Here is a 26,735-nt window from a genome sequence, read left to right as displayed (position 1 = left end):
GGTCTTATGCGCACACACTACTGCACAGCTGTTAATGAATCAAATCTAGAAAAAGAAATCACTGTATGTGGGTGGGTGCATCATAGACGAGATCATGGCGGGGGTATTTTTCTAGATGTTAGAGATCGTTCAGGCTTGCTTCAGGTAGTCTATGAGCCTGATAACAAAGAAATTTTTACCATTGCGGAAAAATTAAGATCAGAATTTGTTGTACGAATTACTGGTATTGTTCGTAAACGCCCAGAAGGAATGATTAACGATAAAATGCCGACGGGCAAAATAGAGGTAGTGGGCACACAGCTTGAGATCTTGAATCAATCTCCGACGCCGCCATTTACGCCAGATGATCATCAAATGGTCAATGAAGATTTGCGTTACAAATATCGTTACATCGATTTACGTCGGTCAGTCATGCAGAATAAACTGACATTAAGACATCAATTAAACGCATGTATACGTAATTATCTAAATAATAAAGATTTTCTTGATATTGAAACGCCCATGCTGACAAAAGCTACTCCTGAAGGGGCCCGTGATTACCTAGTACCCTCTAGAGTTCATCCAGGGCAATTTTATGCATTACCTCAGTCACCGCAATTATTTAAACAATTATTGATGATGTCGGGTTTTGATAAATATTACCAAATTGTACGTTGCTTTAGAGATGAAGATCTTAGAGCGGATAGACAACCAGAGTTTACTCAGCTTGATATTGAAATGGCATTTATCGATCAAAATAACATAATTACTTTGATTGAAGGCCTCTTAAAAGTTGTATTTAAAGAAATCATAGGTATTGATTTACCAGATGTCTTACCCAAGATGACATACAATGAAGCGATGCGTCGCTTTGGAAGTGATAAACCGGACATGCGAAACCCACTAGAGCTAGTCGATGTGGCTGATTTAGTGAAAGACAGTGATTTTCAAGTATTTTCCTCTGCAGCGAATGACCCACGAGGAAGGGTGGTTGCATTAACACTACCTAATGGCTGTGATCTTAGTAGAAAAGACTTGGATGGGTATGGACAATTTGTGGGCATTTATGGCGCAAAAGGATTGGCATACATCAAAGTGAATGATTTAAATTCAGGCATTGATGGATTGCAATCTCCGATTCTTAAGTTTTTATCTGAACAGGCAATAAAATCTATTCTAGAAAGAACAAACGCAACTACCGGTGATGTCATTTTCTTTGGTGCCGATAAAAGTCACATTGTCAATGAATCAATGGGAGCTTTGAGAAATAAACTTGGACATGATAGGGGGCTCATTAAGCAAGGTTGGGAGTTGTTGTGGATAATTGACTGGCCGATGTTTGAAATGGATCATCAAAACAATCGATTACAAGCTATGCATCATCCATTTACTTCACCACAAGATTTATCACCAGATTCTTTAAAGGCAAACCCAACACAGTCTATTGCTAAAGCGTATGACATTGTTATTAATGGGTATGAAATTGGTGGGGGATCTATTCGAATTCATCAGTCTGATTTGCAAAAAACAGTGTTTGAACTCTTAGGAATTAATGAGAATGAAGCTCAAGAGAAATTTGGGTTCTTACTTGATGCGTTACAGTATGGTGCACCTCCACATGGAGGTATTGCACTCGGAATTGACCGATTAGCTATGTTATTAACGGACTCAACGTCGATTAGAGACGTGATAGCATTCCCTAAAACACAAACCGCATCTTGTTTATTAACAAATGCACCATCACCAACAGGGAACGCTCAACTCAATGAATTAGGAATAAAGCTTGCAGCCAATACGACCACAAAATAATTTTTTAAAGCTCAATAACGCATTAAAACTGTCTTATTGGGCTATGATTTGTGTCACTTTACTGCTTATGATGTTTATGCATAAGGGCTATGCATCGCCTCCATCTAAAGAAACCAATGCTACATTGTTTGAATATTTAGCTCAGGAGAAAACGCATTTAACCATTTCTATTAACGGTTTAAAGAATAGTAAGACTCCTACATCTGAGAAAGACTATTCTGAAAAAATGCATCAAATGAGAACGGTTATTGCAACCAACAAGGCCAAGATTGATAGCCTTAGTGGATTTTTAGACAATCAAAAGAAAGATGAAATATCTTTAAATGAGCATTTAAAGCTCTTGCAACAAATGCCTATTGCTAATGCAGATGCTTCAATTCAGGAAAAGGTAGCAAAAATTGAAACCTTGTTGACCGTCAATAAAAAAACGACTGAACTTATATTGGAAAATCTGGATCTTGCAAATCAATATCAATCCTTGCTCCATAATGCTTCCAATGAGCTACAGTTATGGAAAGCCAATTATGATTTAGAAGAAGAGCTACGAGTTATTAAACTAAAACAAAAAAAATTAAATCAAGAATTAACTGATCTATATCAAAGTAATCTCGCAAGTCAATCTAAAAAAAGCTCTGAGAAGAATGACTTAAATCAAATCAAATACGAAGTTAATTTATATCTTAATAATCAGAAGATTGCTCTCATCTATCAGAAAATAAATTCATTGGAACTTCAAAAAAGAACGGTTAAAACTAAAATTCTACTGCTCAATAATTCAGACACAAAAACCCTGCAATCGACCATTGATGCCTACAGAGATGTATTAAATCAATACTCGAGTATTGAAACCTCCTTAAATTCGATTGCTAGTAATTTGAGTAAAGAAACCGAATTGCTTAAAGAGCCTGGGTTTAAAAAATCGATATCATCAGTAATCACCGGAATTCAAATTGAGTTAAAGGAAATTGAAAGGAATAAACTGGAGGTATCCCAAAAATATGACGAATACCAAACACAATTAAAAAAATTAATATCAACAAGACAAACTTTAAGTGAATACAACATTGATAGTTGGGCGGTTATTGTTAAGAAGATAATTGATATACCCAATTTATTTTATAAATACATAAAGAACTTATCATTAAAAGTGTATGACAGTTACACGTGGTTGGATACTTTACCCTCCATCCTGTTTATCGTTGGCCTAGTCGTTATTATTGGACTGTTTTACTTTTTTAATCGTGTTTTAAAAAGTGCAGTAAAAAATACAGAGAGCTCTCGGTTTACTGGGTATCTTTATGACGGCTTTTTAACTGTGCTTCAGAGAAATACTTACTACCTTTGTTTATTTGTTATGGTGCTGTTTATTTTATATTGCACCAACATTTCATTTGCAAACGTGCAATTATTGTTTGATTTAGTGGCTGTATGGGTTGTATTTCGGGTATTGATTTTGATCGCACGTTTAGCCTTGTTAGAAAGTATTTCCGACTCCTCTGGTAAAGACGTTAAGTTATATTATCGCTTAAAATGGTTGTTAGTTTTTGGTGGATGGGCAACAGCATTAATGACTTTTAGTCATGTTCTACCACTGCCACTTATTTTACAAGATCTTTTTAATCGGCTGTTTATGCTCTTTATTCTTACAGTCTCTCTTGTGGCTTGGAAAAGCAAGGACGTCATTCCGTATTTAATTAGACCCCTTATTCGCTCCAAAAAAAGATATTTTAAAAATGCAATTTCTATATTAGTTGTATTAGTTCCTATTACTTTATTGACTACTGCAATCATTGGATTGGTTGGGTTTGTTAACTTAGCTTGGTCTTTGAGTCGATATCAAGCGTATTTTCTATTGGTACTTGTAGGTTATGTACTGATTAGAGGTTTAATATTTGATGCTTTAGAATTATTTTCAGAATGGATGATCTCGTCTTTACAAAATGGTTGGTTATGGATTGAGGTATTTCTTAAACCTCTGGATATGATATTACGTATAGTCTTGTTTTTAATCAGTGCTCTCATCTTATTTCAGCTGTATGGTTGGCATTCAGATTCTCTTGTGATGCATAGTTTAGAAAAAGTGCTGCAATACAGCATCTTAAACATCACCGGTATTCATATCACTGTAGGGAGCATTATTGAGTTTTTTATATTATTAGCCATCTTTGTTTGGGCATCTAAATGGACTAAAGAGTTTTGCTATCGTTGGTTGTATAAAAACACAAAAGACGTAGGAATTCGCCACAGTCTGTCAGCATTTACGCAGTATGCAGTGATTTTGTTAGGCTCATTTGTTACATTGCATGCATTAGGTCTAGATTTCAGTGGTATGTCAATGATTTTAGGAGGTTTAGCCGTAGGTATGGGGTTTGGCTTAAGGGACTTTGCAAGTAATATTGTTGGTGGGATTATGCTGCTTATTGAGCGACCTGTACGAGAGGGGGACTTGATCACCATTGGTGAGTATGAAGGGCAGGTTGCCCATATTGGTATTCGGTCAATGCGGGTAGCTTCATGGGATAATACACAGGTTCTAATCCCTAATGCGGAAACATTTAATAAACCCTTTACCAATTGGACACACCAAGACGGTATAATACGAACAGTAATTCCTATCAAAGTCAGTAGGGCGGATGATCCAGTGATGATCCAACAGCTAATCCTGGATGTTCTTGCAATCATTCCCGAAATTGTTCCCGATCCGCCTGCGCAAGTGTTTTTAAAGAAAATTGATACAGCCTTAATAGAGTTTGAAGCAAGATATTTTATTAATATCCAAGATCATAATCGCGTTGAAATTCGCTCTAAAGTTCTTTTTGCTATCACAGCCCAGTTTAAAGCAGCTGGAATTCAACCGCCGATTGAGCCAATTACTGTAGAATTAAAAGAGGGAGCTGGTGACTACTTTTATAAAAAGCAGCCCGCCGACGAGTGAAAGTGAACTGATGGATCGTTGCAGGAATCTATCGGGTATTTCTTTTGCTCAATTGGCACATCGAGTAGGTGTTAGCTTTCCTGAAAATCCAAGTCATCGCAAAGGCTATATTGGTCTTATGTTAGAGCTAGCCCTGGGATGTGATGCAGGCAATGAGTCAGCACCAGATTTTAGTGGTTTGGGCGTTGAGCTCAAAACAATCCCAATTGCTGCTTCTGGAAGTCCTGCAGAGTCTACTTTTGTTTCATCAATTCCCTTATTAACGATTCATCAGCAAACTTGGAAAACGTCACAATGCTATGCAAAACTTAAACGCGTTTTATGGATTCCAGTTGAGGGGGATAAATCAATTCCCTTTTCACAAAGACGAGTTGGTAATGGAATACTTTGGTCGCCTACCTCCTCTCAGGAAGCCACATTAGAAGAGGATTGGACCTACTTAACGGATAAAATTATTGCTGGAGATTTAGAGTCGCTTGATGCAAGTGTAGGCACCTATTTGCAAGTTAGACCTAAAGCTGCAAATGGTAAATCACTTTCTTATTGCTATGATGCTAAAGGTAATAAGGTGCAAACATTGCCTAGAGGTTTTTATTTAAGAACGCAACTCACCTCTTCTGTCTTAGCATTAGAAAACGTGTTATAACCTATACTCCTGGGTTGTGATAACATCCACCTGTTGTTGTGAAAAGGTGAAACTTCATGTTTGTTGTAGTGTTTATTCTCTGTTGAATGATATAAATCCGTATACAGAGAATGGTGATTGTAACGTACATTACTTGGTTCAGAAGGTTCTTTTGCCTTAAGCTTGTTGCGTATAAATTGTATACTTAAAGCACTTGCAATCGAGACTAAACCAGCAGCAATGACACCAGTAAGTACTGTCTTAACTACTAGAGAGGTTGATGCAATAGCGATTCCTGCGCTCCCACCTATTAATAAAAATGGGAGCGGAATTAGGGCTAATAAAAGCAAGATTGCACCACCGATCATTAAATTTCTTACTAAATTGGACTCGTTCTTTTGAGGTAACCAATTAGAAAATACGTGTTCATTAAGTTTTAACGTAGAGTGTTCAAGACTAAATAAACGTACTCTTTGATTTTTTGGGAAAATGAGTTCGCTGAGAACAATATCCTTTGTCGCTATAATTTCCTTCTGGATATAATATTGCAAAGGAATACTCTTCTCATTACCTGGGATTGGCATAATACTTTGCCACTCCTTTTCAATACTTTCTTTGTTTCCCTGGTATTCCTGCTCAAACTGTTTGATTAGACAACGACACACCTCAAAATGAACTGAATCTAAAATGAATCGGTCTAAACAGCTAATCTGAGTATCTCTTCTATCAAAATGATCATGGCTTCCAAAAAAGTGCCTAAAGCGATTATCATTTGAAGGGCCTATTAATTCAAAAAGAGCACGTTGATTAAATGTAAATAGCTTTTTAAAGTCCTGATCTTTGATTTCTTTTTTGCTAAAGCGTGATTGAATAGCATCCTTTAATTTATCTAGGTTCGTTAAATGCTCAATGAATAATGTCTTATAAGCTGACGGAAGACGTTGTCTGTTTGCAAAGAGAATTTCCATTTCAAATCCTTACAACTAGGTTCTACCTTTTATACAGATTGCAATTTTAACGGAAGGTAGAATAAGCATCCTTAAAGAAAGATCCTCCGCAACAGCGGAGGATTTACCTTCTCATACTGGAACATACTACATCAGTTTTGTTTTATAATTAACCAGCTCAGGAAAAGGCTCTAACAGGGTTTCTTTGGCTAAATCATAAGCATCTGGCAGTGAAGCTTTCATTAGTTCATGACTATCTTTGTCAGAAAAGAAATAACCCACAGCACGTTTGAGACCAGCTAAAACACTCAGATTATAACCGCCGGTTTCCACTTTATTTTTCATATCGTTAATCTTTTCTGATTGAGATAAATCTTGTTTTGGAGGTGGAGACCACCATGACAATGCGGATTTCCCAATAGAGGCGACTGTATTAAGGAGGCCAGTATCCGATTTTCGCTCTTCTTCCTTAACAACCTTAGGCCACACAATCATAAAGTCAGTGGAGCAAAAAGGAGCCATTGTTTCGATCATGCGTTGAATTAAGGGATTTGCTAACAGTCTTGAATTATCGATGTCGTCACTGTATTCTTCTTGGTTTCCCTTTAGTACCCAATTGTATAAGACTCGCATTTCATTTAAATGCATTTTAAAGTCGTCAACTTTAAGTTCTTTATAGGCTAGTCCCCCCATTCCTAGAACTACACCGTAGGCTAATAAATCAGTCACTACTTGTGGCATGATGGGAAATATGAAATTGAAAGCTCTATATCCCAAATAGGTATGAATTGCGTAAGTAAGGCCTCTCGCGAGATAGATTTTGTTTGCATTGGATTCAAACTCAATAATGTATTTTTCTAATTCTTTAACTTGTGCTTCATTGCGTGGTTCAAATGATTTTTTTGTGAGATTGTTAAGTTTTTGTTGTCTTTCGCTATGAGCTAACTCTAGCTTTTTCATCCCTTCAGCGGTAAATCTAGTCACAATCTTCTCCTTGATTTAAAAATTACATTTTATACTATAAAATTCTCAAATATTGAACTAAATCCGTGCTAAAAGTGTAATGTGTTTAAACTTCTAGCTTTCTTGGGTTAGAATTAAACAATTTTTTAAACGAGTATTTAGCTTAATGACCTTTAAGATAGATTTACAACAACTTGATGAGCTAAAAACCAGTCATGTTAACGTTTATGAAGCATTAGAACGTTTTCTTACTGACGTCAACTCACCCAGTGTTTTGTATGGTAATGAAGGTGTACAAACAGGTGCCTATAGTCCAAAGCTATACACATACCGTTATAAACAGATTTCGTATTCATTTCACTTTAAACAGACAATACTAAGAAATGAAAGAGCTTCTGGTAAGTCAGGATTTAGGTACGATTACTTCGAAAAGGCAAACTCACCCTATCGAGCAGGTGGATTTGGAGCCGTTTACCCAATTATGGGTACTATCACTTTTACACAAGATCACTTTGTTCATAAGCGTAGCTTGAATAAGGTTGTTAAGCATGAGCATTTTCAAAAAGCGAATAGAAAAAATGCCATTATTCAAGAATACAAAGGCTTGGTTCAAGCGGGACACTTGAAAGTAAAACCACCATTATTTAATCAGAACCTAGATGAATGCAATAGTTTTCTCATCATGGAGAAAGCTGAAGGGCAAACACTTGAATCTCTACTCCATCCTGATAAATGTTCAAAGCTCCTATCTCTGCAACAAAGAATCGAATTAACTATTGCTATATTGCAAGCCATTCAATCGCAAATTGTAGAGCGCAAGCTTATCCATAGGGATATTAAACCTGGGAATATTATTGTTAACTTTGCCTTTTCACCGCCGAAAGTAACAATAATTGACTTCGGATTTATTATAGAGGAAGGAAAGCAGGACAAACTTCGGTGCGGCACGAGAGCTTATAGATCTCCTGAATCTTTTGAAAAAAATCCAATATATAGTACAAAATCAGACTCTTGGTCTGCGGGTAGGGTATTAAGCTATCTATGGGGCGATGTCTATGAAAATTATTACATGGCAAAGAATAAAGATCGTAATTATTTATTGAGCATTGTAAAAAATGCCCAATTATTTTCCGAGCCAGAGTTGGAATTGTATTTATCCGAAGAAGACAAGGGGCAAATTAAAACTATCATAGAGTTAATGACTACAGTGTCCACTGATAAAAGGATATCTATTGCAGATGCTTTAAAATCATTTCAAACCATCGATTTTGCAAAATATCTAAATACCAGTCTTGAGGAAACAGTGAATCTGACTCGTTTTAACGTGCAAGTGAGTTTGATTGAGCAAAAGTTGCTTTGTCTGCGAGTTCAATCAGAGAGTCTGCGCAATAGACATTATCCCTTTGAAGCTGCGAAAATGAGTCGTTTGGAACAACGAGTATCTGCTTATACAGACTTACTTAAGAAAAATCCAACTCCATTTTTAATTGAACAATACAAGTCAATTTGTTCCAAAGAAATCGAACACTCCAAATCACAACTAAGTCATCACAGGGATCTTAATTGGCTTTTAGGGGAAATTTCAATAGCAATTGTTCTTTTAGGTTTTGGGTACGTCATTGCTCTGGGAGTAAATTATTACTCAACTGGGCGGTTAGGCTTATTTTCTCAGACTAACTCTGAGAAACTTTTAAGCAATGCTGATGAAACCATTTTACAACTTATGATTTAGGATATTCTTTGGGGCCTGTGGAATTGGAATAACCACAAAAAGTATTAATTGTGAGTTACCCCCTTTTAATCCGAATAAAATAGGCTTGTTGTCACTCATTGAAACTGTTTGATTTCGTTAAAGGATTGATGGAGGTATTCTCTTCTACCTTCGCTTTAAAAAATGCAGCCCCTGTATCTTGCAAACGATTCATAAGACGACTTAAATCGTCCTGCAAAACAGATGGTGCTTCCTTAATTAAGGGCAACCATCGTTTGTCGGCCAGTGAAAAAACTTTGTTTGGCCCCAAACCATCACGAACCATTTGGTAAATTAAATTTTCAAGAAAACGTGCACCTAAAGCATCACAAGTATTGTTCTTAATTAATTCATTAATCGTTTCAGAACAATTTAAAAGTGCAGAAGAAACTCTGTCTCGTTTTTCTGTATTAGCCATTTTGGCTGTTATTAAACGTTGAGCATCAGTAATGTCAAAGAAGCTGTATTCCATGCCTAATTCATTTTTATACCCTTCTTTATCATCATAATAAGAAGCTATAGTTTCCCCACGAACAAAAAAACCAGTTTTTCGACATAATTCAGCTACAGCAGGTTCAGCCGTAAAAAGCTCTACTTTTTTTACACGATTTTGTTGAAGAATGTCCGTGAGAATTTGTTGCAAAGCTTGGGTTGCTTCTGACTGTTGCTCTGGCATATGGAGTTGGATTGATATGAAGCCAATGTGCCGAATGACAGAGTTATCTGGTTCAATATCAAGAGTTAATAAAGGTTTTTCTTTGAAATAGGCAGTATATTGATTATTCACCTGTTTAACAGTAATAGCGCTGTTATTGACAGACTGCAATGGAGGAATGGTTTCCTCATAGTTTAAGCTTGGTAATTTAGGAGCAATTTTAGCCAATTCATCATCCAAAAAACGACAAATATAGCGCTCAATGAGATAAAAAGTACCCTCGTTATTATGTCGTTGCAACCAATCAGGGAAAACAGCTTCCTCAGAAAAATCTTTATCTGCTAGATGAAAGGCGGCTAAATTGCCACCACTTTGAGTGAGTTGTATTCTTTTAATCCCTGCATGACGTACAATTTTTTCAAATTCTTGATAAAAGAATTTGGCATACCCTTTGCCCTGATAATCCTTGTCGATGCCCATTGAGCAGTATTCTGCGATATGTTGATGCTGATTTTTACCAAACTTGATTCGTCTTACTCCAACAATTTTCTCTTCATCATTGATTTTATCAATAAGCACATAAATATCGCTCGTTTTTGCCATATGTGTATAATGAGCCCGGAATTCTTCTTGAGTTTGTTTGGTGAAGGACATCCATTGGATAATGTGATCTTGCATCCATATGTTCCATATCGCATCATAATCGTTGGGTTCAGCTTTACGAATATAGGGGTACGGCATATTTTGTTCGCATTAATCAGGCAGCTGTGTCTATATATTATACTAAGTGGGGTTGTATTTATCAAATTTCGCGAGCATTTACGACATTTATTGTCATTCTATACCTTGTCTAATTTTGGTTTCTTAAAAAGAGCGGCCATGAATGAATAATCAACAATAACCTCTTGGCATGAGCTTATAATAGCTAATAAAACATAAACACAGGCTAAAACAAAAATAACAAAATGACTCCTCTTTGACCGTCTATTTTGCTGCGAAATTAAATTGAAGAAAGTACTCTAGAGGAAGATAGTCAGGATGCAAAGGATGCCATTCTATTATATCCTAAGTTCCTCTAAGCAGATAACCATACATGCAGGAAGATAAAAATGAATCGTTGCCCTTGGGTTGGACACAATAAACCTCATTACGAACTATACCATGATACAGAGTGGGGTGTGACAGTCCATGACGATAGAACGCATTTTGAAATGCTGATATTGGAAGGGGCGCAAGCAGGATTAAGCTGGGAAACTATTCTAAAACGGCGGGAGGGGTATCGCGATGCATTTAAACAATTTCACCCTCATCTTGTTGCTCAGATGCAGGATGAAGACTTAGAAGCAATCTTGTTAAATCCGAATGTAATACGTAATCGTTTGAAGATATTTTCTGCTCGAAAAAATGCTATCGCTTTTATTAAGATACAAAATGAATTTGGTTCTTTTGATAAGTATGTATGGCAATTTGTTCAAGGAACACCAAGAATTAATAGACCAAAATCAATGAAAGACGTGCCAGCTAGCACAATTGAATCGGATGCTCTATCCAAGGATTTAAAAAAGAGAGGAATGACCTTTGTAGGTTCAACTATTATTTATGCGTATATGCAAGCTGTCGGCTTAGTAGATGATCACCTGGTTGAATGCTTTAAATGTTCGACTAAATAGTTGGATTTGAAGTGCTTTAATTAATTGGGTACTATCACCGATAATTCAAAACTAGTTTGGTAAGACATTATGACATCATTTAAATACAAATTAAGCCAGTTGATATTTATGGGGCGTTGGTTTCAGTTACCCTTGTATTTTGGTTTAATGATCATTCTGCTTGCCTACGTCTATCGATTTCTAAAGGAGCTCATTGTTCTAGTAGGCCATATTAACGGAGTTGATGATACTCAGATTATGTTGGGTGTTTTGGATTTAATTGATGTTGTAATGATTGCAAACCTATTAATCATGGTAATTATGGGAGGGTATGAAACCTTCGTTTCTCCATTGTTGCTTGACTCTCATCCTGATCAACCGGAATGGCTTGATCACTTGGATGCAGGTGGAATGAAAGTAAAATTAGCGCTATCACTCATTGGTATATCATCAATCCACTTATTAAGAACATTTATAGAAACGAGTAAATTGAATAATTATGCAATCATGTGGCAGGTGGTTATCCATTTAACACTTCTTGTTTCCGCATTAGCTATTGCTATAACCAATAAATTACTTGTCCATACGAATGGACATACAAACCACTAAGTTATTTTAAGTGAACCCTTTATGCAATACTCTCAATCAAGATCTCATATACTGATAATGTAACGGGAAAAATTCGTATTTTGAGCCATTCATTTCATAATGTTTGCTGTGATCCAAATAATTTTGTAGTATGGCTAATTCATAATCTTGTCTAGTGTTCATGGATAGAACTTAACTTCTTCAAATTGAATACTAATCTTCAATGCAGTGGTATTAAAGATGAAACGTACTATTCTCTCTCTATTAATTAGCTCGATATTGAGTAACTCGTGGGCGGATAAGCATTACGACACCATCATTATCGGAGGTGGCGTAGCGGGACTTTCTGCAGCTAAAACATTGCATGACAATCAACAAAATGTCTTGCTGATTGAGGCAAGAAATCGGCTTGGGGGTAGGGTAGACAGTACCTATGATTGGGGTTTTGCAATTGAAATGGGAGCTTCTTGGATTCATGGGATTAACAATAACCCATTAGTACCATTGATTGGTAATCGTTCTCTCATATTAAATAGTTATGATAACTCTAAGTTAACAGAGATGTTGAAAGATTTTGCGTTATACAATCATGATGGAAAACTGATAAATACTGAAGAGCTGCATTTATTTTACACGTTGACTAAAGAGTTTTTAAGATTTTGCAAAGAATATAATACACGAAAATCATACGAAGAATTATTTTCTTTGTTAATAAAGGATAAAGGTTTGAATCAAAATCAAATTTCGATCTTACATTATGCCTTAGATAATATTTACACGTATGAGTTTGGTGAGGATTTGGACGGATTGTCCAAAAATGTATTTTCACCTTATGAAACATCCAGTGTATCCGGAAAAAATGCATTATTACCTGAAGGGTATTATCAGCTTTTTCAAGGATTCTCGGAGAATATACCTATCCATTTAAATCAAATTGTTCAAGAAATTAATTACAGTGGCCATGAAGTCAAAATTCTTACACAAAATAATGCTTATTATGCCAAAAAAGTGATTATCACCGTTCCATTAGGTGTACTTAAATCCAATAAAATCACTTTTTCCCCTAACTTGCCTGACGACAAATTACAAGCAATAAAGAAGTTACAAATGGGTAACTATGAAAAGCTATATCTATATTTTGATCATGTATTTTGGGATAGGAATAAGGAGTGGATCGGAATACTGCCAAAACAAAAACATCAAGCATTTAATATTTTTAATTACTACAAATACACTAAAAAACCAGTTTTAATCGTTTTTACTAGCGGAAAACTAGCTAGGGAAATGGAAAAGGGAAATTTAACCAATTGGGTGATGAAACGTCTAAGAACTATTTATGGTGAGGATATCCCTGATCCTATCAAAATAAAGAAAACGCATTGGGCAAGCGATCCGTATACATTAGGAAGCTACTCTTATTTGCCCATTGGAGTCGATAAACGTGAAATTGCTAATTTAGCAAAGCCTGTAGCAGGGCGGATATATTTTGCTGGTGAAGCAACATCAGATTCAGATCCCAGTACTGTGCATGGAGCCTATTTATCGGGTATTAGGGCGGCTAATGAAGTGATTGCAAATAAGTAATTAGAAAGACCTAAAAGCAATGTCTATAACTCCGTTTTCCTCAAATTGGGATTTGAAACAATACAAGCTGAGACGTTTAGATTGATCATGTTGCTTGGGTGAAAGGATATCTTCAGCATACAGAACAACGTCTTCAAGAATACGCACATATCGGTAATAGGAGAGCATCTCGTCATTAATTTGCGCTTTGCCGTAGCCTTCAAAAAAATAGGACGATTCTTGAGGAATATTCCAAACGTTACCAACTCCACCACCTATAAACATCAGATCGCGTTCCTTAGGGGCCATTATCGGATTATCCCAGTCTATAATGTAAAATGTTTCTTGAGAATTAATTAGAATATTGCCAGCGTGAATATCGGAGTGACACAGTACATTATTACAACGAGTCGACTGGATGGATTTTGATAACACCTTTGCTGAGTGTATCAAACGACTGATTTTGTCAAAATGATCATTAAAAAACCTCTTAAACTCAACATTCACATCCGAATTTATGGTGTTTGCATTGATCTTGTCATGCAACAATCCTGCTAAAATAATCCATTTTGTAGAGAAGTCTTCTGTTCTCAGGTTGCTTTGAATTGCTGCAGGCACTTGAATCGAATGAATTTGTTTTAAAACTCTTCCTAGCTCAATCCACTCGGTTTTAGTTAATTTGCGATCAAACCCATTTTCACCTTCTATAAATGGATAAACAATCAATTTAAAATGTGGAAGTATTTTGACTAATTTTCCTTCAAGGGATTTAATAGGTGAAATAATATGTTTTATACCAGAGTCATGTAGAAGCTTCATGATTTCAATAGGAGAGTCCTGAAGAACATCATGGATTATTTTTACAAAATAAGAATTTGAATGAGTTTCTGCCTTGTATATAGAGGCATTCATATCAGCGCCTAAAGGCAGAATCTTCGCGGAATAAGCACAAAGTCCATAATGCGATTTTAATAGTTCAATAAGTTCTTGCTCGGGAATAGGTTTAGTCATCATTAATTTGTTGTTCGCTAAGGAATGATTACCACCATGATCCAAATTTTCTATAGCTTTCCTCTCTTTGGTTTTCGGCAGATTGTTCATTTGTTTCTTGAACGGGAGGAGGGGGCAGTTGGTTTTTAGGATTATTTTTAGGCGAATCAGGAAAAAAAGTATAAGAAGATGATTGGCGTAGAGAGTCAGATGCGATCACAACTACTTTTTTGGGGCGGCTACTATCTTGACTATCAGATATAGAGTCTTTAACCTTATTAACTAAATCATTACAGTGACCAGTTTGCTTTCCTCCACTACGTCCTGCGTCGACGAGTGCACACTCAGTCAAATTTTTTCGGTTGAGATACACTTGATGGTAAGGATCAGGGTTTCCTTCAAATTTCTGTATGGGAAAGGTAACAAGGGCGTGGCCATTATCAGGTTTCGCAATATCTTCAATTGTTAATTCATCTTTTGCCTTCTTTGCAGAAAATTCGGTAACCTCATAAGGCGTCTTTGTATGAATAAACGCGTAATGACGACCATCTCCTCCGTTTTCTGTGAATGAAATTTGTTTTTCAAGGTAGGTGGTTGCTTTTTTATAGGCTTCTTCATTGGTGCTCTGTAAAATATCCACTTCCTTAACGTGTGTTAAATCATGCTCAAGATCCATATTCGCGATTGCAGCGCAAAATACAGCGGGCTCATCTGTTTTTCCTAAAGCTTCGAGCATTTCAGTTTGAGAACTAAAAGTAGAGTTTCGTTTTACTTCTTGAGCTTCCTGTTTCTGATTTTTTGTTGGTTGTGTTACGTTTACCATGGTTCTATCTCTATGATTTGGGTGCGTTTAAATATATCATAACGGTTGTTATTGATTCATAAAAGAGTTAAATCCTTTTAACCTTTTGATAGTTTATTTACACATACCCATTATTGACATTAATGAAAGCCCATTGTCTCCATTGCTGAATGACAACCTTCATCCTTATCTTCTCTTTCATCGCTTGAGCTGTCTTCTTTGTCACTTTGTGTTTGTTCAGAATAGCTCTCCCTATTGTCCATTTGAACTTCTTTTGAATCTTCCACTTGTTTCTCATCACTGGAAGATCGGATATCGCCCCATCGAATTTCTCCATCAGTTGGCGCCAAGTCACTGATTACCCTACAAGCAACAGCGTTAATTAGATGTAAAACAGAGCCAGCTTTATTCTCTACATCACGATCTTCCTTATAAGCTTTGGAAAATGCAACCGAATTGTTGAGTTCCTGTCTATAAGACTCATCATGAGGTTGTACAGCTCGCAAGCCGTTTTGTTCATTGTATTCTATTTGATTTGAAAAGGTTTCAAGTGCATGCTTAGTTAATGGAACACCATGTTGATCATGTCCCTCATTAATTGGAGTTATTATAGCATCTACACTTTTATCCGATGCTTTACTTACTTTATCATCCAATTCTTGGCGATTTTCGCAATTAAATTTACGTCGACCTGTGGTTGGATTTGCTCCTGGAAATAGTTGCCCAGTTCGAGTTGCCTTCTTTTTCTGCTGTTCTACTTCGATAGCGCGGGTAAAGTTAGTTGCCATGGCGCCTAATAATTTTTTGGTTGAATTAGTCCCAATTTCTGGCATGCACTCACCGGTTAGAGAGTTTTTGTTGAGCTGTTCTAGTTTCTCGTTCATGATTACACCTTATAGACCTAGTTAAAAATTTGTTTTGCAATCAAATATGTGATCACTTTTCACTCCAAAGGATCCGTTTCTATTTGATATGTACTAAATTTTATCACTAGGTTCTTATTTTTGACAATATAGAAATTTGTAAATGTCTTTTTTCCATTTTGGAAAAAATAAACCCGATGAATGATTGGTTCAGTTGATTTAGGTGACCATAGACTGACTTGTCAGTTCACTCAGACAGGAAAACAACTCTCATCAAGCCCTTCATAACGTTCAGAAAGAAAACCTCAAGGAATATGAATGGGAGTTATTTCCTGTCTGAACATTCTGATGGGCTGGATGAGAGCCATCTGTGTAAGGGATTGTTAGTACTTCTTAGGTGGTCCCAAAGAAAAAAGCTGAGGAACCAGGGAATGGTTCAAGTTAAAAAAGGAATGCAGTTGCGTTTGTTACTTGAAGCCTCCAAGTACTGTATTGCCATAGGTCTGATTATCAAAATAATCAGACCTAATGATGCCGGTCGATCAAGTCCCCTGATTTCTCACAAAAATTGTTTACAGGAATTTAAAATCAGTTGCACAGACTCAACAGCTGAATACTCAGCAGTGTCTATAGTTAGTGATTTAGTTTTCCAATTCTCGTAATCACGATTTTTAACTTCTTCCCAAGTCGGCAATATAAGCCCAGAAATTTCTGATTCTCTAGATTCAACACGCTGTCTATGCTCCTTTGCATCTGAACAAAAAATCTCAATTTCTACAAAAGGACACAAAGATTCAATTGCCACTTGACGCCACTCATATCGTGTAAGCTCTATCGGATTTACTGAGTCGGCAATGTCATGATTCCCTAAGCACAAATTATCCTGTGCAATTGCATAACTAATGACATAACCTTCAGGACCCATGAGATTATTATTGTGATTAAAGTCTTTAATAGCCTGCTCAATTGAATCTACTCTTAAATAAACTGCATTGAGCCTTTTGGCTAACTCCTTAGCAATTGTAGATTTTCCAGTACCTGGAAGCCCCCCGAGTATTATAAGCATTTAGTCGTGAACCATTACTTAAAAGTTGGCACTAAAGAGGTATTAACTGTAGTATTAGTTTTGGGGCCAACATGGTCAGAAAACACTTTATCATGCTGCACAGGTTCACTTTCTGCTGCATCAGTTTGTCTTTGTTGAGTTGCTACTAACATATCTTTCATAGGATTGGTGTAAAATTGCGGCTTCATGTGCAATTTTCTATCTCTGGAAACCCTTAGAACAATGGCTTGGTGACATAACTCTTCAATGTAGTTAATAAGAGTTTCTGTGTCTCTTGAAAGTAAACCATCGTAGACATTAGGTTTAAATTGAGAAACTGCTTGTCTGAACTGCTTAATATTAAAAGATTCATTGTCATCAAAACAACCCAGCACAGCGTTTAATGCTTCAATCTTTGCAGTTCTTCTACTTTTAAATAGAAAAGAAAAGAGACCAGTGTCTTCTACTTCCAATTTACTTAGGTGTTCAGCAACTCCGCTTTTTATCGCAGCTAACTTTTGAGGGAGATTCATTTCTAAGTCTTGTTTAGTTTCTAAAAGCTTAGCCTGACGAGCATCTTGTAGAGCCATACCCTCCTCTAACCAAGAGGAATCATTTAAAACGCCAACATCGACACCCAAGTATTTCAACATGCCCCAAGCATTTTGATGCATTGGAATTACGTTGTTTGAAAGGAATGCTTGATCGAGATTGTAATGACTAAAGGATACTGGAACCGCTCTTTTATTGACCTCGTCTTTTGTCATGACATAAGTGCCAAAAAAGCTCTTAGCGACTGCAATAGGTCCGGTGGTACAGACAACAATTGATTTTATATACAGCGACTTTTCCTTCTTCATCATTGAGTTAATAAAATCCTCGTCATTTAACTCAAGTTGCTTTTGAATTTGCTTGTATTCGCTTCTGAAGAATAACCATTTGATAAATCCTAACTGACTTTTTAACTCATTTCTTAATCGCACAACTACGTCGTGATCTGTTTCCTCGCCACTGCGCTTAAAATCTAGATAACTTCTGCTATTGCTCATGATTTTACTGGCATAAGCCCTAAGTTCTCTGGATGAAATTGAGTTAACATTTAACTCCTTGAGTGCTCTCGCTCTAAGATCGTTAGCTAGTTTTATATAAAGCGACTCTGCCCTATTTTTCATATAGCCTAATAACACACGATTAAGGAAATTACTGTTTCCTAGCGCATGCTCTGTTTCCTCAATATAGTCAGAGTAATAGTTTTCCAGTTTGTCTGCTATACCTGCTTGGACACGTTCAATGTCTTGCTGGGCAACCTCTTCCTGACCATCCGCTAATGCTATATATTCATTCAATACGATGAGCATTTCCATATTGCCTAATAATTTCAAACTACCGATATTCAGTAATAATGGTACTTCAAGATCAACTCTTTTGGGGAATCCTTTAGTATTTAATGGAACATCTAAATCGGTGTAAGAGCCTAGTAAGTAAGACTCTCTTAACCATCGCAAAATATCGCTAGCTACTCCTAGATTACCACCATTATCAAGGTGCTCTATTTCATTTTTATAGAGTTGATACAACCTTGCCTCTTGACCTGTAACTCGTGATTTGAATTGCTCTGCATCAACCGGAGTAATCTCATTCTCAGTGCAAAAATCCAACAACTCTCTGTTTGCTTTCGCATTAAGCAAAGTAGAGTCATAGATTAGATGGATTGGATCATTAGGGTTTTGCTCGCGCATTTTTATTAACCGTGTTTGATTTTCAAAATTCATAAACACGTCTGGCTTATTACTTAACCAAACTTTTACATGCGAATGAGGGTTATATTCGAAGGTCACTACTTTACTCCTAATGAGTTTTTAATTGTATGCAGGCTTAACTGCAAATCTTGTATGAATTGAGAACAATAAAGATGAATGATACAAATTTTAACCAAAAATATCAATATATTGCCCAATAGATCTAGCTGATTTATTTAAAAACAGGGTTATAATCATGAAGTCATTCGTTGAATGCTTCAAAGGGTTGTGAGGATGCTCAAGCCAATATCATGGAACAATAGTCCTGTTCATCCTAGATACATAATGAAGCGCGAGAGTTAGCAAACAAATTATTTAAAAAACTAATGCTTTTTTATAAATATCAATTTATTATCAAAAAGCTTATTAAATATATACGGAGATTTATTTATGCCTTTATTCTTTGATAAAAAAAATAAAATTTTACATAAATTTAAATCTGAACCCCTAATTCTTCCAGCGGCAATCGTTCAACATTGTGTTAAAGTTGATGAAAATACAATGATTCAACCTAAATTAAGACGTGCACACGCGGGAAATGAACTAAAGACATTTTTCTCAACAGATACCAATTCTCTTAGCTATGGCCTTTTTGATATAACTGACAAGACTAATACCGATCTAATTGAGGTTACATCAACAATTTCTTATCAATAAATGGAAGATCAGAGTTAACTCAAGGAGTACCGATGAAGGCTAAGCAGACTGCAGTTTCTAAAATAAAAAAACTGAGTGATTACAAACCATTAGATTATATTATTACTCATGTGGATTTATGCATTGATATAAGTAGAGATCCAATAACCTCATTCGCTAAGCTAACAGTTGTACCAAGTCCAACCAATAAACCAGCTGAAAATACAAGTTTGGTTTTAGATGGACAAAATATTGATTTAAAATCATTACAATTGAATGGGCAACCCTTAGAACCTAATTCTTATAGTTTAACTGACGACTCATTAACTCTAATGAATCCCCCGAAAAACGAGTCCTTTACTGTTGAAATGACCTGCGAACTTCGAGAAAACACTGATTTGTTCGGATTATATGAAACAGAAGGAGTTGTCCTTGTTAAAGCAGAAACTGAAGGGTTAAGAAGAGTATTTTACTTTCAGGATCGCCCCGATAATTTATCAACCTATAAAACAACTATTATAGCCTTTAAAGATGACTATCCTGTTTTATTATCCAATGGAATCATGAAAGGTACCGAAGAATTATCCATGGGTAGACATGCTGTTACTTGGTATGATTCATTACCTAAACCGAGCTATTTGTTCGCTTTGGTTGCGGGAAAACTGGAACAAACAATCGCCTATTTCAAATCTAAAACAGGAAAAGCACTTCCAATAGAATTTTTTGTTCCAAAACATGCCTTATCAAGCTGCGAGTTCGCAAAGAAAGTATTACAAAATGCTCTAAAATGGGATGAAGAAAAACTCAATTTGCCTTGCGATCTTGAGCATTTGATGGTTGCAGGTGTTGATAAATACCCCTCTGGAGCTTCTGAACCAACTGGGCTCATCTTGTTTAATACAGCCAATTTATACGCTGACTCTAAATCGAAAACTGATTTGGATAGATTGAGAGTGCTTGAAGTTGTCGCTCACGAGTATTTTCACTACTGGTCTGGTAACAGAGTAACGATTAGAGATTGGTTTAACTTACCTTTAAAGGAAGGGTTAACTACCTTTAGGGCTGCAATGTTCAGAGAGGAACTGTTTGGTACAGACTTGATTCGTTTATTGGATGGTAAAAATCTTGATGAACGTGCTCCACGACAAAGTTCCTATACAACAGTAAGAAGTTTATACACTGCTGCAGCTTATGAAAAAAGTGCTGATATTTTTCGGATGATGATGCTGGTCATTGGAAAAAAGAAGTTTTTCAAAGGATTAACGCAATTTTTTACTCAATACGACGGGACCGCTGAAACCATAGAAACGTTTCTTGAATCAATGACAAAGTCTACAAGACATGATGTTCGCTCTTTTCTAACTTGGTTTACTGAATCAGAAATTCCTACTGTAGTTATTACCGATGAATACAACGAAAAGAAACAGCTTTACGTTTTAAAAATTAGAGTAAAAAATGCTAAAGATCGCCCTATTCCAATGCTATTTGGTCTTTTAGGAGCGGATGGGACTGAGTACATATCTGATAACATGCGTCTATTAAACTCAGATGAAACGACTCTAATCTATTCAGACATTCCAACGCGACCAACACCTTCCTTATTTAGAAGTTTTTCTGCACCGGTTAACATTCAATACGATTATAGGAAGAGTGATTTAGTACTGTTAATGACACATGATAGTAATTTGTACAATCGTTCTGAAGCAGCTAAGTCATTAATAACGAGCTATGTCACTGATTTTTGTAATGGCAAAGTCATCAATCTAACTTCCGAAGTCATTCAGGCGTATAAAACCATTCTAAACGATCCCAAATTGAGTGAGTGGATGAAGGCTGAGCTCATAAGCTTGCCATCACTTGAGGATATAATTTCTACACAGACTAAGCCAAACATTGAAAAAACCGCGGAAGCTCTACAGTTGATACGTGGTCATCTGGCAAAATCGCTGCAAGGTGATTTGCATAAGTGTTGTTTCCATATTCAACTTCAAGATTACAGAGCAGATGATGCGGATCAGTTATTTGATATGAAAAACGCTGGGTTACGACGTTTATTGAATACCTGTTACTCCTATTTAGCAGTTGCTATTCCTGATAGAACAAAGGATGTATTAATCAACCAGTTCGAAGACAGTCTCAGAAAAAACATGACTGAAACCATTTCAGCCCTTTCTTTAGTGTGTGAGATGAATTGCCCTGAATCAGAGCAGCTTCTCGAACAATTTTATAACTATTGGCAAGACGATCCAGGAGCTGTCAATAACTGGTTTAAGCTACAGGCAGCAAATCATTCGGTTAACGTCGTTGAACGAGTAGAAAAGCTATTAACCCATTCAGCATTCGATTTATCCAATCCAAATAAAGTATATTCATTATTATTAACGTTTATTAATAATCCATATGGATTCCACGCTTCTTCGGGTAAAGGCTATTCATTGATTGAGGATCAAATTCTTAAGCTTGATAAAATCAACCCCACTCTAGCAATTCGCTTAACTGAGAACTATTCGAGATGTGATAAATACGATGAGAATCGATTTAAAATGATGCTTGCTTCACTTAAGAACATTGCAACGAAAGCTACTTCTGAAGATGTGAGAAATGCCGCAAAAAAGATTCTTGATAAACCAAAAGAAATTCCGCCTATTCCTATTGCGTTAACAATGCATGGACGATCTGCTGATAAATCAAGAAAACAGGGAAAAAATGAGGAGCAGAAAAAGTTAAGTTTGTTTCTCTAAGTTCATTCAATAACTTAAAAAAGCGGAATGTTAGGTCAAATGACCTAACATTCACGCATAATGTATTTTATGCCACATATCACTGTCCAGATTTTTTCCCAAGAACTAACATACCCTGAGTTTTAAACCAGCCACTGTCTTCGGCTACAACTAAAGAGTCTACGCCCGGTATGTCTGCAAACTGGTTATATTCCGTAGTAGAAAAATAACTGCTACCAACGATATGAAACTCTTTATTTTTTTGCGATGGAGTAATCAATATGCGGCAACTGGGCATGTGCTCAATGATTTGATGAATAAATTGAGTGATGTCATATACTCGCTCTATGCCATTAGTAACACCTAATAAATAAGGAACATACACAGTGTCAAAGTTGGATTGTGTATTGTTTTTTAGGCAATGTTTCAATTCGCCAGAATGAAAATCAATCTGATATTCCAATTCGAAATCATTCTTTGGGTTTAATTGCATGGCCTTTTGTGTCAAAGACAACATGTAACGGAGATATCGCTTTCTTAATGCTTTGGGATTTAATCCCCATAGGATTGTATTCATTAAGCGAGAACCAGGTATAGTCAATAAAGGTGGATACCACTTACTTAAAGCGGTAAGAACTTCTCCTATTGAAGGATATGTACTGCACTCCCTGAAATGATAAAACTTCTTAAAAGCCTTTACCCAGGCTATAGTTACTGGATCTTTATCGTATACGGTTACTGAGGTAGCACCTGCATCTGCAAATAAGAAGGCACTATTGCCATATCCGGGTATTACAAGAACATTTTTGCCTTTAATGTCGTCAATAATTGGATACCTTCCTTCCTCTTTGCTCAATAATTGTGACAATAAATAGCGTTCGGCACCCATCGGATAAATAAGAACTTCTTCTTCATCGGTAGCTCTTGTAAATTTATTGCTAAGAACCCAAGCTTCCTCTTGTTTGGTGAGTATTGTCTTTATGGTTTCCTCCCGCTGCTTTAAACTTTCATCCACTATTAAATTACTTTCAATTTCCATTGTAAATTACTTTAGTTAATACCCTGTTTAATTAAAAACGACATAACCATCAATTACGTAATTAATGCATAATTCACAGCACTATACACAACCTTATACACAGATTTTGTGGATAACCTCAGTAGTTAGCTGTCTAATAAAATTAGATAAGTTATTGTGCTATCCTTAAATTAACAACTTCATATTACTGTGTTTAAGAGCAAAGCCATGAAAAAAAAATTCACAGAAGAAGAACGTCTCGAACAAATAGAGAAACAACGATTAAAAGCGCTTGAATCTCTTCAAATTATGGATACTCAACCCGAAGAAGGTTACGAACGTCTTGTCCAACTAGGTATAGAATTACTCAATATGCCAATATGTTATATTGCATTTCTAGACGAAAAAAGGCAATGGTTTAAATCTCGCTATGGTCTAAAAGCAAAACAGACCCCTCGTGGAATTGCATTTTGTAATGAAACCATCAAAAAAAGTGATCCTTTAATTATTAATGATGCTTTAGAAGATTCTCGGTTTGCTAACAGTCCTCTTGTTCAAGAGGCTCCATTTATCCGTTTTTACGCAGGTGTCCCTTTAACATCCCCAGACGGATACAATGTAGGAACCTTTTGCCTGGCGGACACTTCTCCTAAAGAGCTAAATCCAAAAGAGCTTAGTCTATTATTGAACCTAGCCAATATTGCAAAAGAACAGCTGACCCTCCGTCACTCAAATCGACTATTAAACAAAGTGAAGAAACAACTTGAGCTACGCAATAACCTAATTCGCAGAGTATTTAGCTTTTACATGTCAGATGATATTCTAAACACCATTCTAAGCTCTCGAGCGCAACACAAGTTAGGAGGTAAAGAATCCAAAATAACGATTATGTTTACTGACCTTAGAAACTTTACTCCGTTATCAGAGAGTTTGCCCGCTGAAGAGTTAGTCTCTCTTCTAAATAATTATTTCACCAAAATGGTTGCTGTAATTGCAAAACATAAAGGAACCATAGATTCTTTTATTGGTGATGCAATCATGGTTATTTTTGGGGCACCCTATTCAGACGATGAAGACTCTCTCCGGGCCGTAAACTGCGCCCTTGACATGCAACATGCACTACGAAAACTAAATCAAAGCAATAAAAAAGCTAATCTTCCTCAATTAGAAATGGGTATAGGTATAAATACAGGTACTGCAGTTGTAGGCAACATAGGGTCTAAAAAGAGAATGCAATACAGTGCAATTGGATCATCCGTCAATCTTAGCTCTCGCATTCAAGACTTAACACTAGGTGGTCAAATCTTGATTTCAGAGGAAACCTATAAAGAGGTAGCTAACAGAATTGAAATCAATGGTCATTTACGCGTTAAAGTTAAAGGGATTAAGGAGCCTATAACAATCTATGATGTGGCAAAAGTGATTATGCCCCCCAAAAAGTCTTAGCTGCTAGTGAACTATCTCTTTTTTAAGAAGCAGAGCATCCTCTACTTGATTATTGTCTTTGTAATAATTTTTTTTGACTTCAACTTGTACAAATCCCAAAGATTTGTACAAGTGCAATGCTGCAGCATTACTAGGCCTTACTTCAAGAATCATGGATTCAATTTTGGAATATTTTGTTATTGAATAGATCACGGTTTGTAATAATTTGCGACCAAATCCTTTTGATTGAAGGGGCTTCGCAATGCAAAAATTAAGTATATGGCATACATTGCTGTTGAGTCTGCAAATGATATATCCCGCTAATACCACACTATCACCTTGATGGATTTCAAGCACCCTACAATCATAGCCTACTAGAACACAATCTCTTAAAATCTCTTTACTCCATGGAGCTATGTGAACATTGTTTTCGATAGAATAGACACTATCAATGTCAGTATCTTTCATTCTACGAATGTTTAGAATCATTCACTACTCCATAGGAAGCACTAATCATGTTTTTTCTTTTTAGGCATATACAGATCAGTAATGGTCCCTTCAAATGCTTCAGCAGACTGTGCTATTGTTTCAGATAAAGTTGGGTGTGGGTGTATAGTTAGAGCAATATCCTCCACATCACAGCACATTTCAATGGCTAACGCAGTCTCAGAGATTAAGTCCCCAGCGTTAATACCAACAATTCCTGCTCCTAAGATACGATTGGTTTCAGGGCAAAATAACAACTTAGTCATTCCTTCTTCGCGTCCCATACTTAACGCACGACCACTTGCAGCCCATGGGAAGACAGCCTTTTCATACACGATACCTTTTTCTTTGGCTTCCTTTTCGGTTAATCCAGCCCATGCTAATTCTGGATCGGTGTACGCAACACTTGCTATGCATTTGGGTTCAAAATAATGCTTCATGCCTGCTATTACTTCTGCAGCTACCTTTCCTTCTGGGATTGCCTTATGAGCGAGCATTGGTTGACCTATAACATCTCCAATAGCAAAAATATGTGGGACATTGGTTCTTAATTGATTATCTGCACCAATGAATCCTCTTTCATCGACCTTAACCCCAGCTTTCTCTGCATTGATTTGCCCACCATTGGGTTTTCTTCCAACAGCCACTAGAACTTGTTGGAAGCATAGTGGTTTATCAGTGGCATGTGCACCTTCCATAGAGACGTATATACCATCCTTTTTAGCCTCTACTGCGGTTACTTTTGTTTTTAATAGGAATTTTACACCCTTCTTTGTCATTCTTTTTTGCAGAACATTGACTAAGTCTAAGTCTGCGCTAGGGATTAATTGGTCCATAAACTCAACAACGGTGACATTAACTCCTAATGAAGAATACACGGTGGCCATTTCCAATCCAATGATACCACCTCCTAAAACCAATAAATCCCCTTTAATATCAGCGAGTTCAAGGGCACCTGTTGAACTAAATATTCGTTTATCCTCTGGAATAAAAGGTAAATTAACCGATTCAGATCCTACGGCAATAATTGCATTATCAAACTCAACCTCAATCACCCCATCCTTTGTGTCAACAAGGACTGTATGTGGATCTGCGAATTTACCAACGCCAGTCACCACTTCTACTTTACGTTGCTTTGATAAGACCTTTAATCCTCCTGTAAGTTTATTGACCACAGAGTTTTTCCAAGCAACCAATTTCTTGTTATCGAGTTTAGGTTTACCAAAAACCACGCCATGCTCTGCCATTTCTTGAGATTCATCAACCACTTTTGCTATATGCAGTAGTGCTTTTGAAGGAATACAACCTACGTTTAAGCATACCCCACCGAGGGAGTCATAACGTTCGACCAGAACAACTTTTTTCCCCAAATCAGCTGCCCTGAACGCAGCAGTATATCCACCTGGACCACTTCCAAGGACTACAACATCGGTTTTAATTTTGTTAGCCATTTATAAAGCCTCATATATACTAATTATAATTCAATTC

At 36.5% G+C, this 26,735-nt stretch carries 21 protein-coding genes; 10 read left to right on the top strand and 11 right to left on the bottom strand.

The features are described 5' to 3' along the window. The first annotated feature begins 6 nt into the window (after positions 1-6). Genes aspS through mutH form a run of 3 tightly spaced genes read left to right on the top strand, consistent with a single transcriptional unit; the run spans position 7 to position 5,369 of the window. Positions 7-1,788: an aspartate--tRNA ligase gene (aspS, locus tag Lwal_RS15760; RefSeq protein ID WP_058481744.1), complete on the top strand. Its 1,782-nt coding sequence runs from the start codon at positions 7-9 to the stop codon at positions 1,786-1,788. Further along, on the top strand, positions 1,763-4,723 hold the full coding sequence (locus Lwal_RS15755; RefSeq protein WP_408607314.1) for a mechanosensitive ion channel domain-containing protein: 2,961 nt from the start codon (positions 1,763-1,765) through the stop codon (positions 4,721-4,723). The genes aspS and Lwal_RS15755 overlap by 26 nt, the downstream gene beginning before the upstream one ends. 10 nt (positions 4,724-4,733) lie before the next feature. Beyond that, a complete protein-coding gene (gene mutH, locus Lwal_RS15750; RefSeq protein ID WP_058481743.1) occupies positions 4,734-5,369 on the top strand; it encodes a DNA mismatch repair endonuclease MutH in 636 nt (211 codons plus the stop codon). Here mutH and Lwal_RS15745 read toward each other — a convergent pair. Beyond that, positions 5,315-6,316, bottom strand: a complete 1,002-nt coding sequence (locus tag Lwal_RS15745; RefSeq protein WP_058481742.1) for a hypothetical protein — start codon at positions 6,314-6,316, stop codon at positions 5,315-5,317. The genes mutH and Lwal_RS15745 overlap by 55 nt on opposite strands. Before the next feature lie 126 nt (positions 6,317-6,442). Then, entirely contained in the window at positions 6,443-7,279 is an 837-nt protein-coding gene (locus tag Lwal_RS15740) for a hypothetical protein (protein ID WP_058481741.1), read from the bottom strand. Between the two features lie 145 nt (positions 7,280-7,424). On the opposite strand from Lwal_RS15740, the gene legK1 reads away from it, so the two are divergent. Beyond that, positions 7,425-8,990, top strand: coding sequence for a Dot/Icm T4SS effector kinase LegK1 (legK1, locus tag Lwal_RS15735; protein WP_058481740.1), 1,566 nt, complete (start codon positions 7,425-7,427; stop codon positions 8,988-8,990). Between the two features lie 91 nt (positions 8,991-9,081). On the opposite strand, the gene Lwal_RS15730 is transcribed toward legK1, so the two are convergent. Continuing rightward, complete coding sequence (locus Lwal_RS15730; RefSeq protein ID WP_083500125.1) at positions 9,082-10,404, bottom strand: GNAT family N-acetyltransferase; 1,323 nt, start codon at positions 10,402-10,404, stop codon at positions 9,082-9,084. Between the two features lie 368 nt (positions 10,405-10,772). Here Lwal_RS15730 and Lwal_RS15725 point away from each other — a divergent pair, with 368 nt between their 5' ends. From Lwal_RS15725 to Lwal_RS15715, 3 genes are all read left to right on the top strand, one after another. Then, positions 10,773-11,333, top strand: coding sequence for a DNA-3-methyladenine glycosylase I (locus Lwal_RS15725; protein WP_058481738.1), 561 nt, complete (start codon positions 10,773-10,775; stop codon positions 11,331-11,333). A gap of 69 nt (positions 11,334-11,402) precedes the next feature. After that, positions 11,403-11,921, top strand: coding sequence for a TIGR00645 family protein (locus Lwal_RS15720; protein ID WP_058481737.1), 519 nt, complete (start codon positions 11,403-11,405; stop codon positions 11,919-11,921). Positions 11,922-12,140: 219 nt separating this feature from the next. Then, positions 12,141-13,484 (top strand): FAD-dependent oxidoreductase, encoded by a 1,344-nt coding sequence (locus Lwal_RS15715; RefSeq protein WP_058481736.1) that lies wholly within the window; start codon positions 12,141-12,143, stop codon positions 13,482-13,484. Here the strand turns inward: Lwal_RS15715 and Lwal_RS15710 are convergent, their stop codons facing one another. The 5 genes from Lwal_RS15710 to Lwal_RS15690 form a co-directional block, all read right to left on the bottom strand. Next, on the bottom strand, positions 13,485-14,564 hold the full coding sequence (locus Lwal_RS15710; RefSeq protein WP_083500124.1) for an aminoglycoside phosphotransferase family protein: 1,080 nt from the start codon (positions 14,562-14,564) through the stop codon (positions 13,485-13,487). After that, positions 14,503-15,276, bottom strand: coding sequence for a hypothetical protein (locus tag Lwal_RS15705; RefSeq protein WP_058481735.1), 774 nt, complete (start codon positions 15,274-15,276; stop codon positions 14,503-14,505). Before Lwal_RS15705 ends, Lwal_RS15710 begins: the two co-directional genes overlap by 62 nt. A gap of 119 nt (positions 15,277-15,395) precedes the next feature. Next, the gene (locus tag Lwal_RS15700; protein ID WP_058481734.1) at positions 15,396-16,139 is read right to left on the bottom strand and encodes a hypothetical protein; all 744 of its coding nucleotides are present in this window, start codon (positions 16,137-16,139) and stop codon (positions 15,396-15,398) included. 538 nt (positions 16,140-16,677) lie between these two features. Beyond that, the gene (locus Lwal_RS15695) at positions 16,678-17,184 is read right to left on the bottom strand and encodes a P-loop nucleotide/nucleoside kinase family protein (RefSeq protein ID WP_058481733.1); all 507 of its coding nucleotides are present in this window, start codon (positions 17,182-17,184) and stop codon (positions 16,678-16,680) included. A 14-nt stretch (positions 17,185-17,198) separates the two neighbouring features. Further along, entirely contained in the window at positions 17,199-19,001 is a 1,803-nt protein-coding gene (locus Lwal_RS15690) for a glycosyltransferase family 88 protein (RefSeq protein ID WP_058481732.1), read from the bottom strand. Between the two features lie 351 nt (positions 19,002-19,352). Between Lwal_RS15690 and Lwal_RS15685 the strand changes: the two genes are divergently transcribed. Together Lwal_RS15685 and pepN are read left to right on the top strand one after the other, a co-directional pair. After that, entirely contained in the window at positions 19,353-19,619 is a 267-nt protein-coding gene (locus tag Lwal_RS15685; protein ID WP_058481731.1) for a hypothetical protein, read from the top strand. Between the two features lie 32 nt (positions 19,620-19,651). After that, positions 19,652-22,339, top strand: coding sequence for an aminopeptidase N (pepN, locus tag Lwal_RS15680; RefSeq protein WP_058481730.1), 2,688 nt, complete (start codon positions 19,652-19,654; stop codon positions 22,337-22,339). 79 nt (positions 22,340-22,418) lie between these two features. On the opposite strand, the gene Lwal_RS15675 is transcribed toward pepN, so the two are convergent. Next, a complete protein-coding gene (locus tag Lwal_RS15675) occupies positions 22,419-23,357 on the bottom strand; it encodes a hypothetical protein (protein ID WP_058481729.1) in 939 nt (312 codons plus the stop codon). Positions 23,358-23,564: 207 nt separating this feature from the next. On the opposite strand from Lwal_RS15675, the gene Lwal_RS15670 reads away from it, so the two are divergent. After that, positions 23,565-24,782 (top strand): adenylate/guanylate cyclase domain-containing protein, encoded by a 1,218-nt coding sequence (locus tag Lwal_RS15670; protein ID WP_058481728.1) that lies wholly within the window; start codon positions 23,565-23,567, stop codon positions 24,780-24,782. A 3-nt stretch (positions 24,783-24,785) separates the two neighbouring features. On the opposite strand, the gene rimI is transcribed toward Lwal_RS15670, so the two are convergent. Together rimI and lpdA are read right to left on the bottom strand one after the other, a co-directional pair. Then, positions 24,786-25,250, bottom strand: coding sequence for a ribosomal protein S18-alanine N-acetyltransferase (rimI, locus tag Lwal_RS15665; RefSeq protein WP_058481727.1), 465 nt, complete (start codon positions 25,248-25,250; stop codon positions 24,786-24,788). Between the two features lie 20 nt (positions 25,251-25,270). After that, positions 25,271-26,698 (bottom strand): dihydrolipoyl dehydrogenase, encoded by a 1,428-nt coding sequence (gene lpdA / locus Lwal_RS15660; RefSeq protein ID WP_058481726.1) that lies wholly within the window; start codon positions 26,696-26,698, stop codon positions 25,271-25,273. Positions 26,699-26,735: the final 37 nt, after the last annotated feature.

Source organism: Legionella waltersii (assembly GCF_001468085.1).
In the GTDB taxonomy this organism is placed as follows: Bacteria; Pseudomonadota; Gammaproteobacteria; order Legionellales; family Legionellaceae; genus Legionella; species Legionella waltersii.
Note: the sequence above shows the minus strand (reverse complement) of the source record. Positions and strands in the feature narration are given on the sequence as shown.

Excerpts from the sequence above, each read along its gene's own strand:
- Lwal_RS15705 (WP_058481735.1), bottom strand. The coding sequence starts at position 15,276 with ATGGTAAACGTAACACAACCAACAAAAAATCAGAAACAGGAAGCTCAA.
- Lwal_RS15675 (WP_058481729.1), bottom strand. The coding sequence starts at position 23,357 with ATGGAAATTGAAAGTAATTTAATAGTGGATGAAAGTTTAAAGCAGCGG.
- aspS (WP_058481744.1), top strand. The coding sequence starts at position 7 with ATGCGCACACACTACTGCACAGCTGTTAATGAATCAAATCTAGAAAAA.
- Lwal_RS15720 (WP_058481737.1), top strand. The coding sequence starts at position 11,403 with ATGACATCATTTAAATACAAATTAAGCCAGTTGATATTTATGGGGCGT.
- Lwal_RS15670 (WP_058481728.1), top strand. The coding sequence starts at position 23,565 with ATGAAAAAAAAATTCACAGAAGAAGAACGTCTCGAACAAATAGAGAAA.
- Lwal_RS15715 (WP_058481736.1), top strand. The coding sequence starts at position 12,141 with ATGAAACGTACTATTCTCTCTCTATTAATTAGCTCGATATTGAGTAAC.
- pepN (WP_058481730.1), top strand. The coding sequence starts at position 19,652 with ATGAAGGCTAAGCAGACTGCAGTTTCTAAAATAAAAAAACTGAGTGAT.
- Lwal_RS15685 (WP_058481731.1), top strand. The coding sequence starts at position 19,353 with ATGCCTTTATTCTTTGATAAAAAAAATAAAATTTTACATAAATTTAAA.
- Lwal_RS15730 (WP_083500125.1), bottom strand. The coding sequence starts at position 10,404 with ATGCCGTACCCCTATATTCGTAAAGCTGAACCCAACGATTATGATGCG.
- Lwal_RS15700 (WP_058481734.1), bottom strand. The coding sequence starts at position 16,139 with ATGAACGAGAAACTAGAACAGCTCAACAAAAACTCTCTAACCGGTGAG.
- Lwal_RS15725 (WP_058481738.1), top strand. The coding sequence starts at position 10,773 with ATGAATCGTTGCCCTTGGGTTGGACACAATAAACCTCATTACGAACTA.
- Lwal_RS15710 (WP_083500124.1), bottom strand. The coding sequence starts at position 14,564 with ATGAACAATCTGCCGAAAACCAAAGAGAGGAAAGCTATAGAAAATTTG.
- legK1 (WP_058481740.1), top strand. The coding sequence starts at position 7,425 with ATGACCTTTAAGATAGATTTACAACAACTTGATGAGCTAAAAACCAGT.
- Lwal_RS15745 (WP_058481742.1), bottom strand. The coding sequence starts at position 6,316 with ATGGAAATTCTCTTTGCAAACAGACAACGTCTTCCGTCAGCTTATAAG.
- mutH (WP_058481743.1), top strand. The coding sequence starts at position 4,734 with ATGGATCGTTGCAGGAATCTATCGGGTATTTCTTTTGCTCAATTGGCA.
- rimI (WP_058481727.1), bottom strand. The coding sequence starts at position 25,250 with ATGATTCTAAACATTCGTAGAATGAAAGATACTGACATTGATAGTGTC.
- lpdA (WP_058481726.1), bottom strand. The coding sequence starts at position 26,698 with ATGGCTAACAAAATTAAAACCGATGTTGTAGTCCTTGGAAGTGGTCCA.
- Lwal_RS15695 (WP_058481733.1), bottom strand. The coding sequence starts at position 17,184 with ATGCTTATAATACTCGGGGGGCTTCCAGGTACTGGAAAATCTACAATT.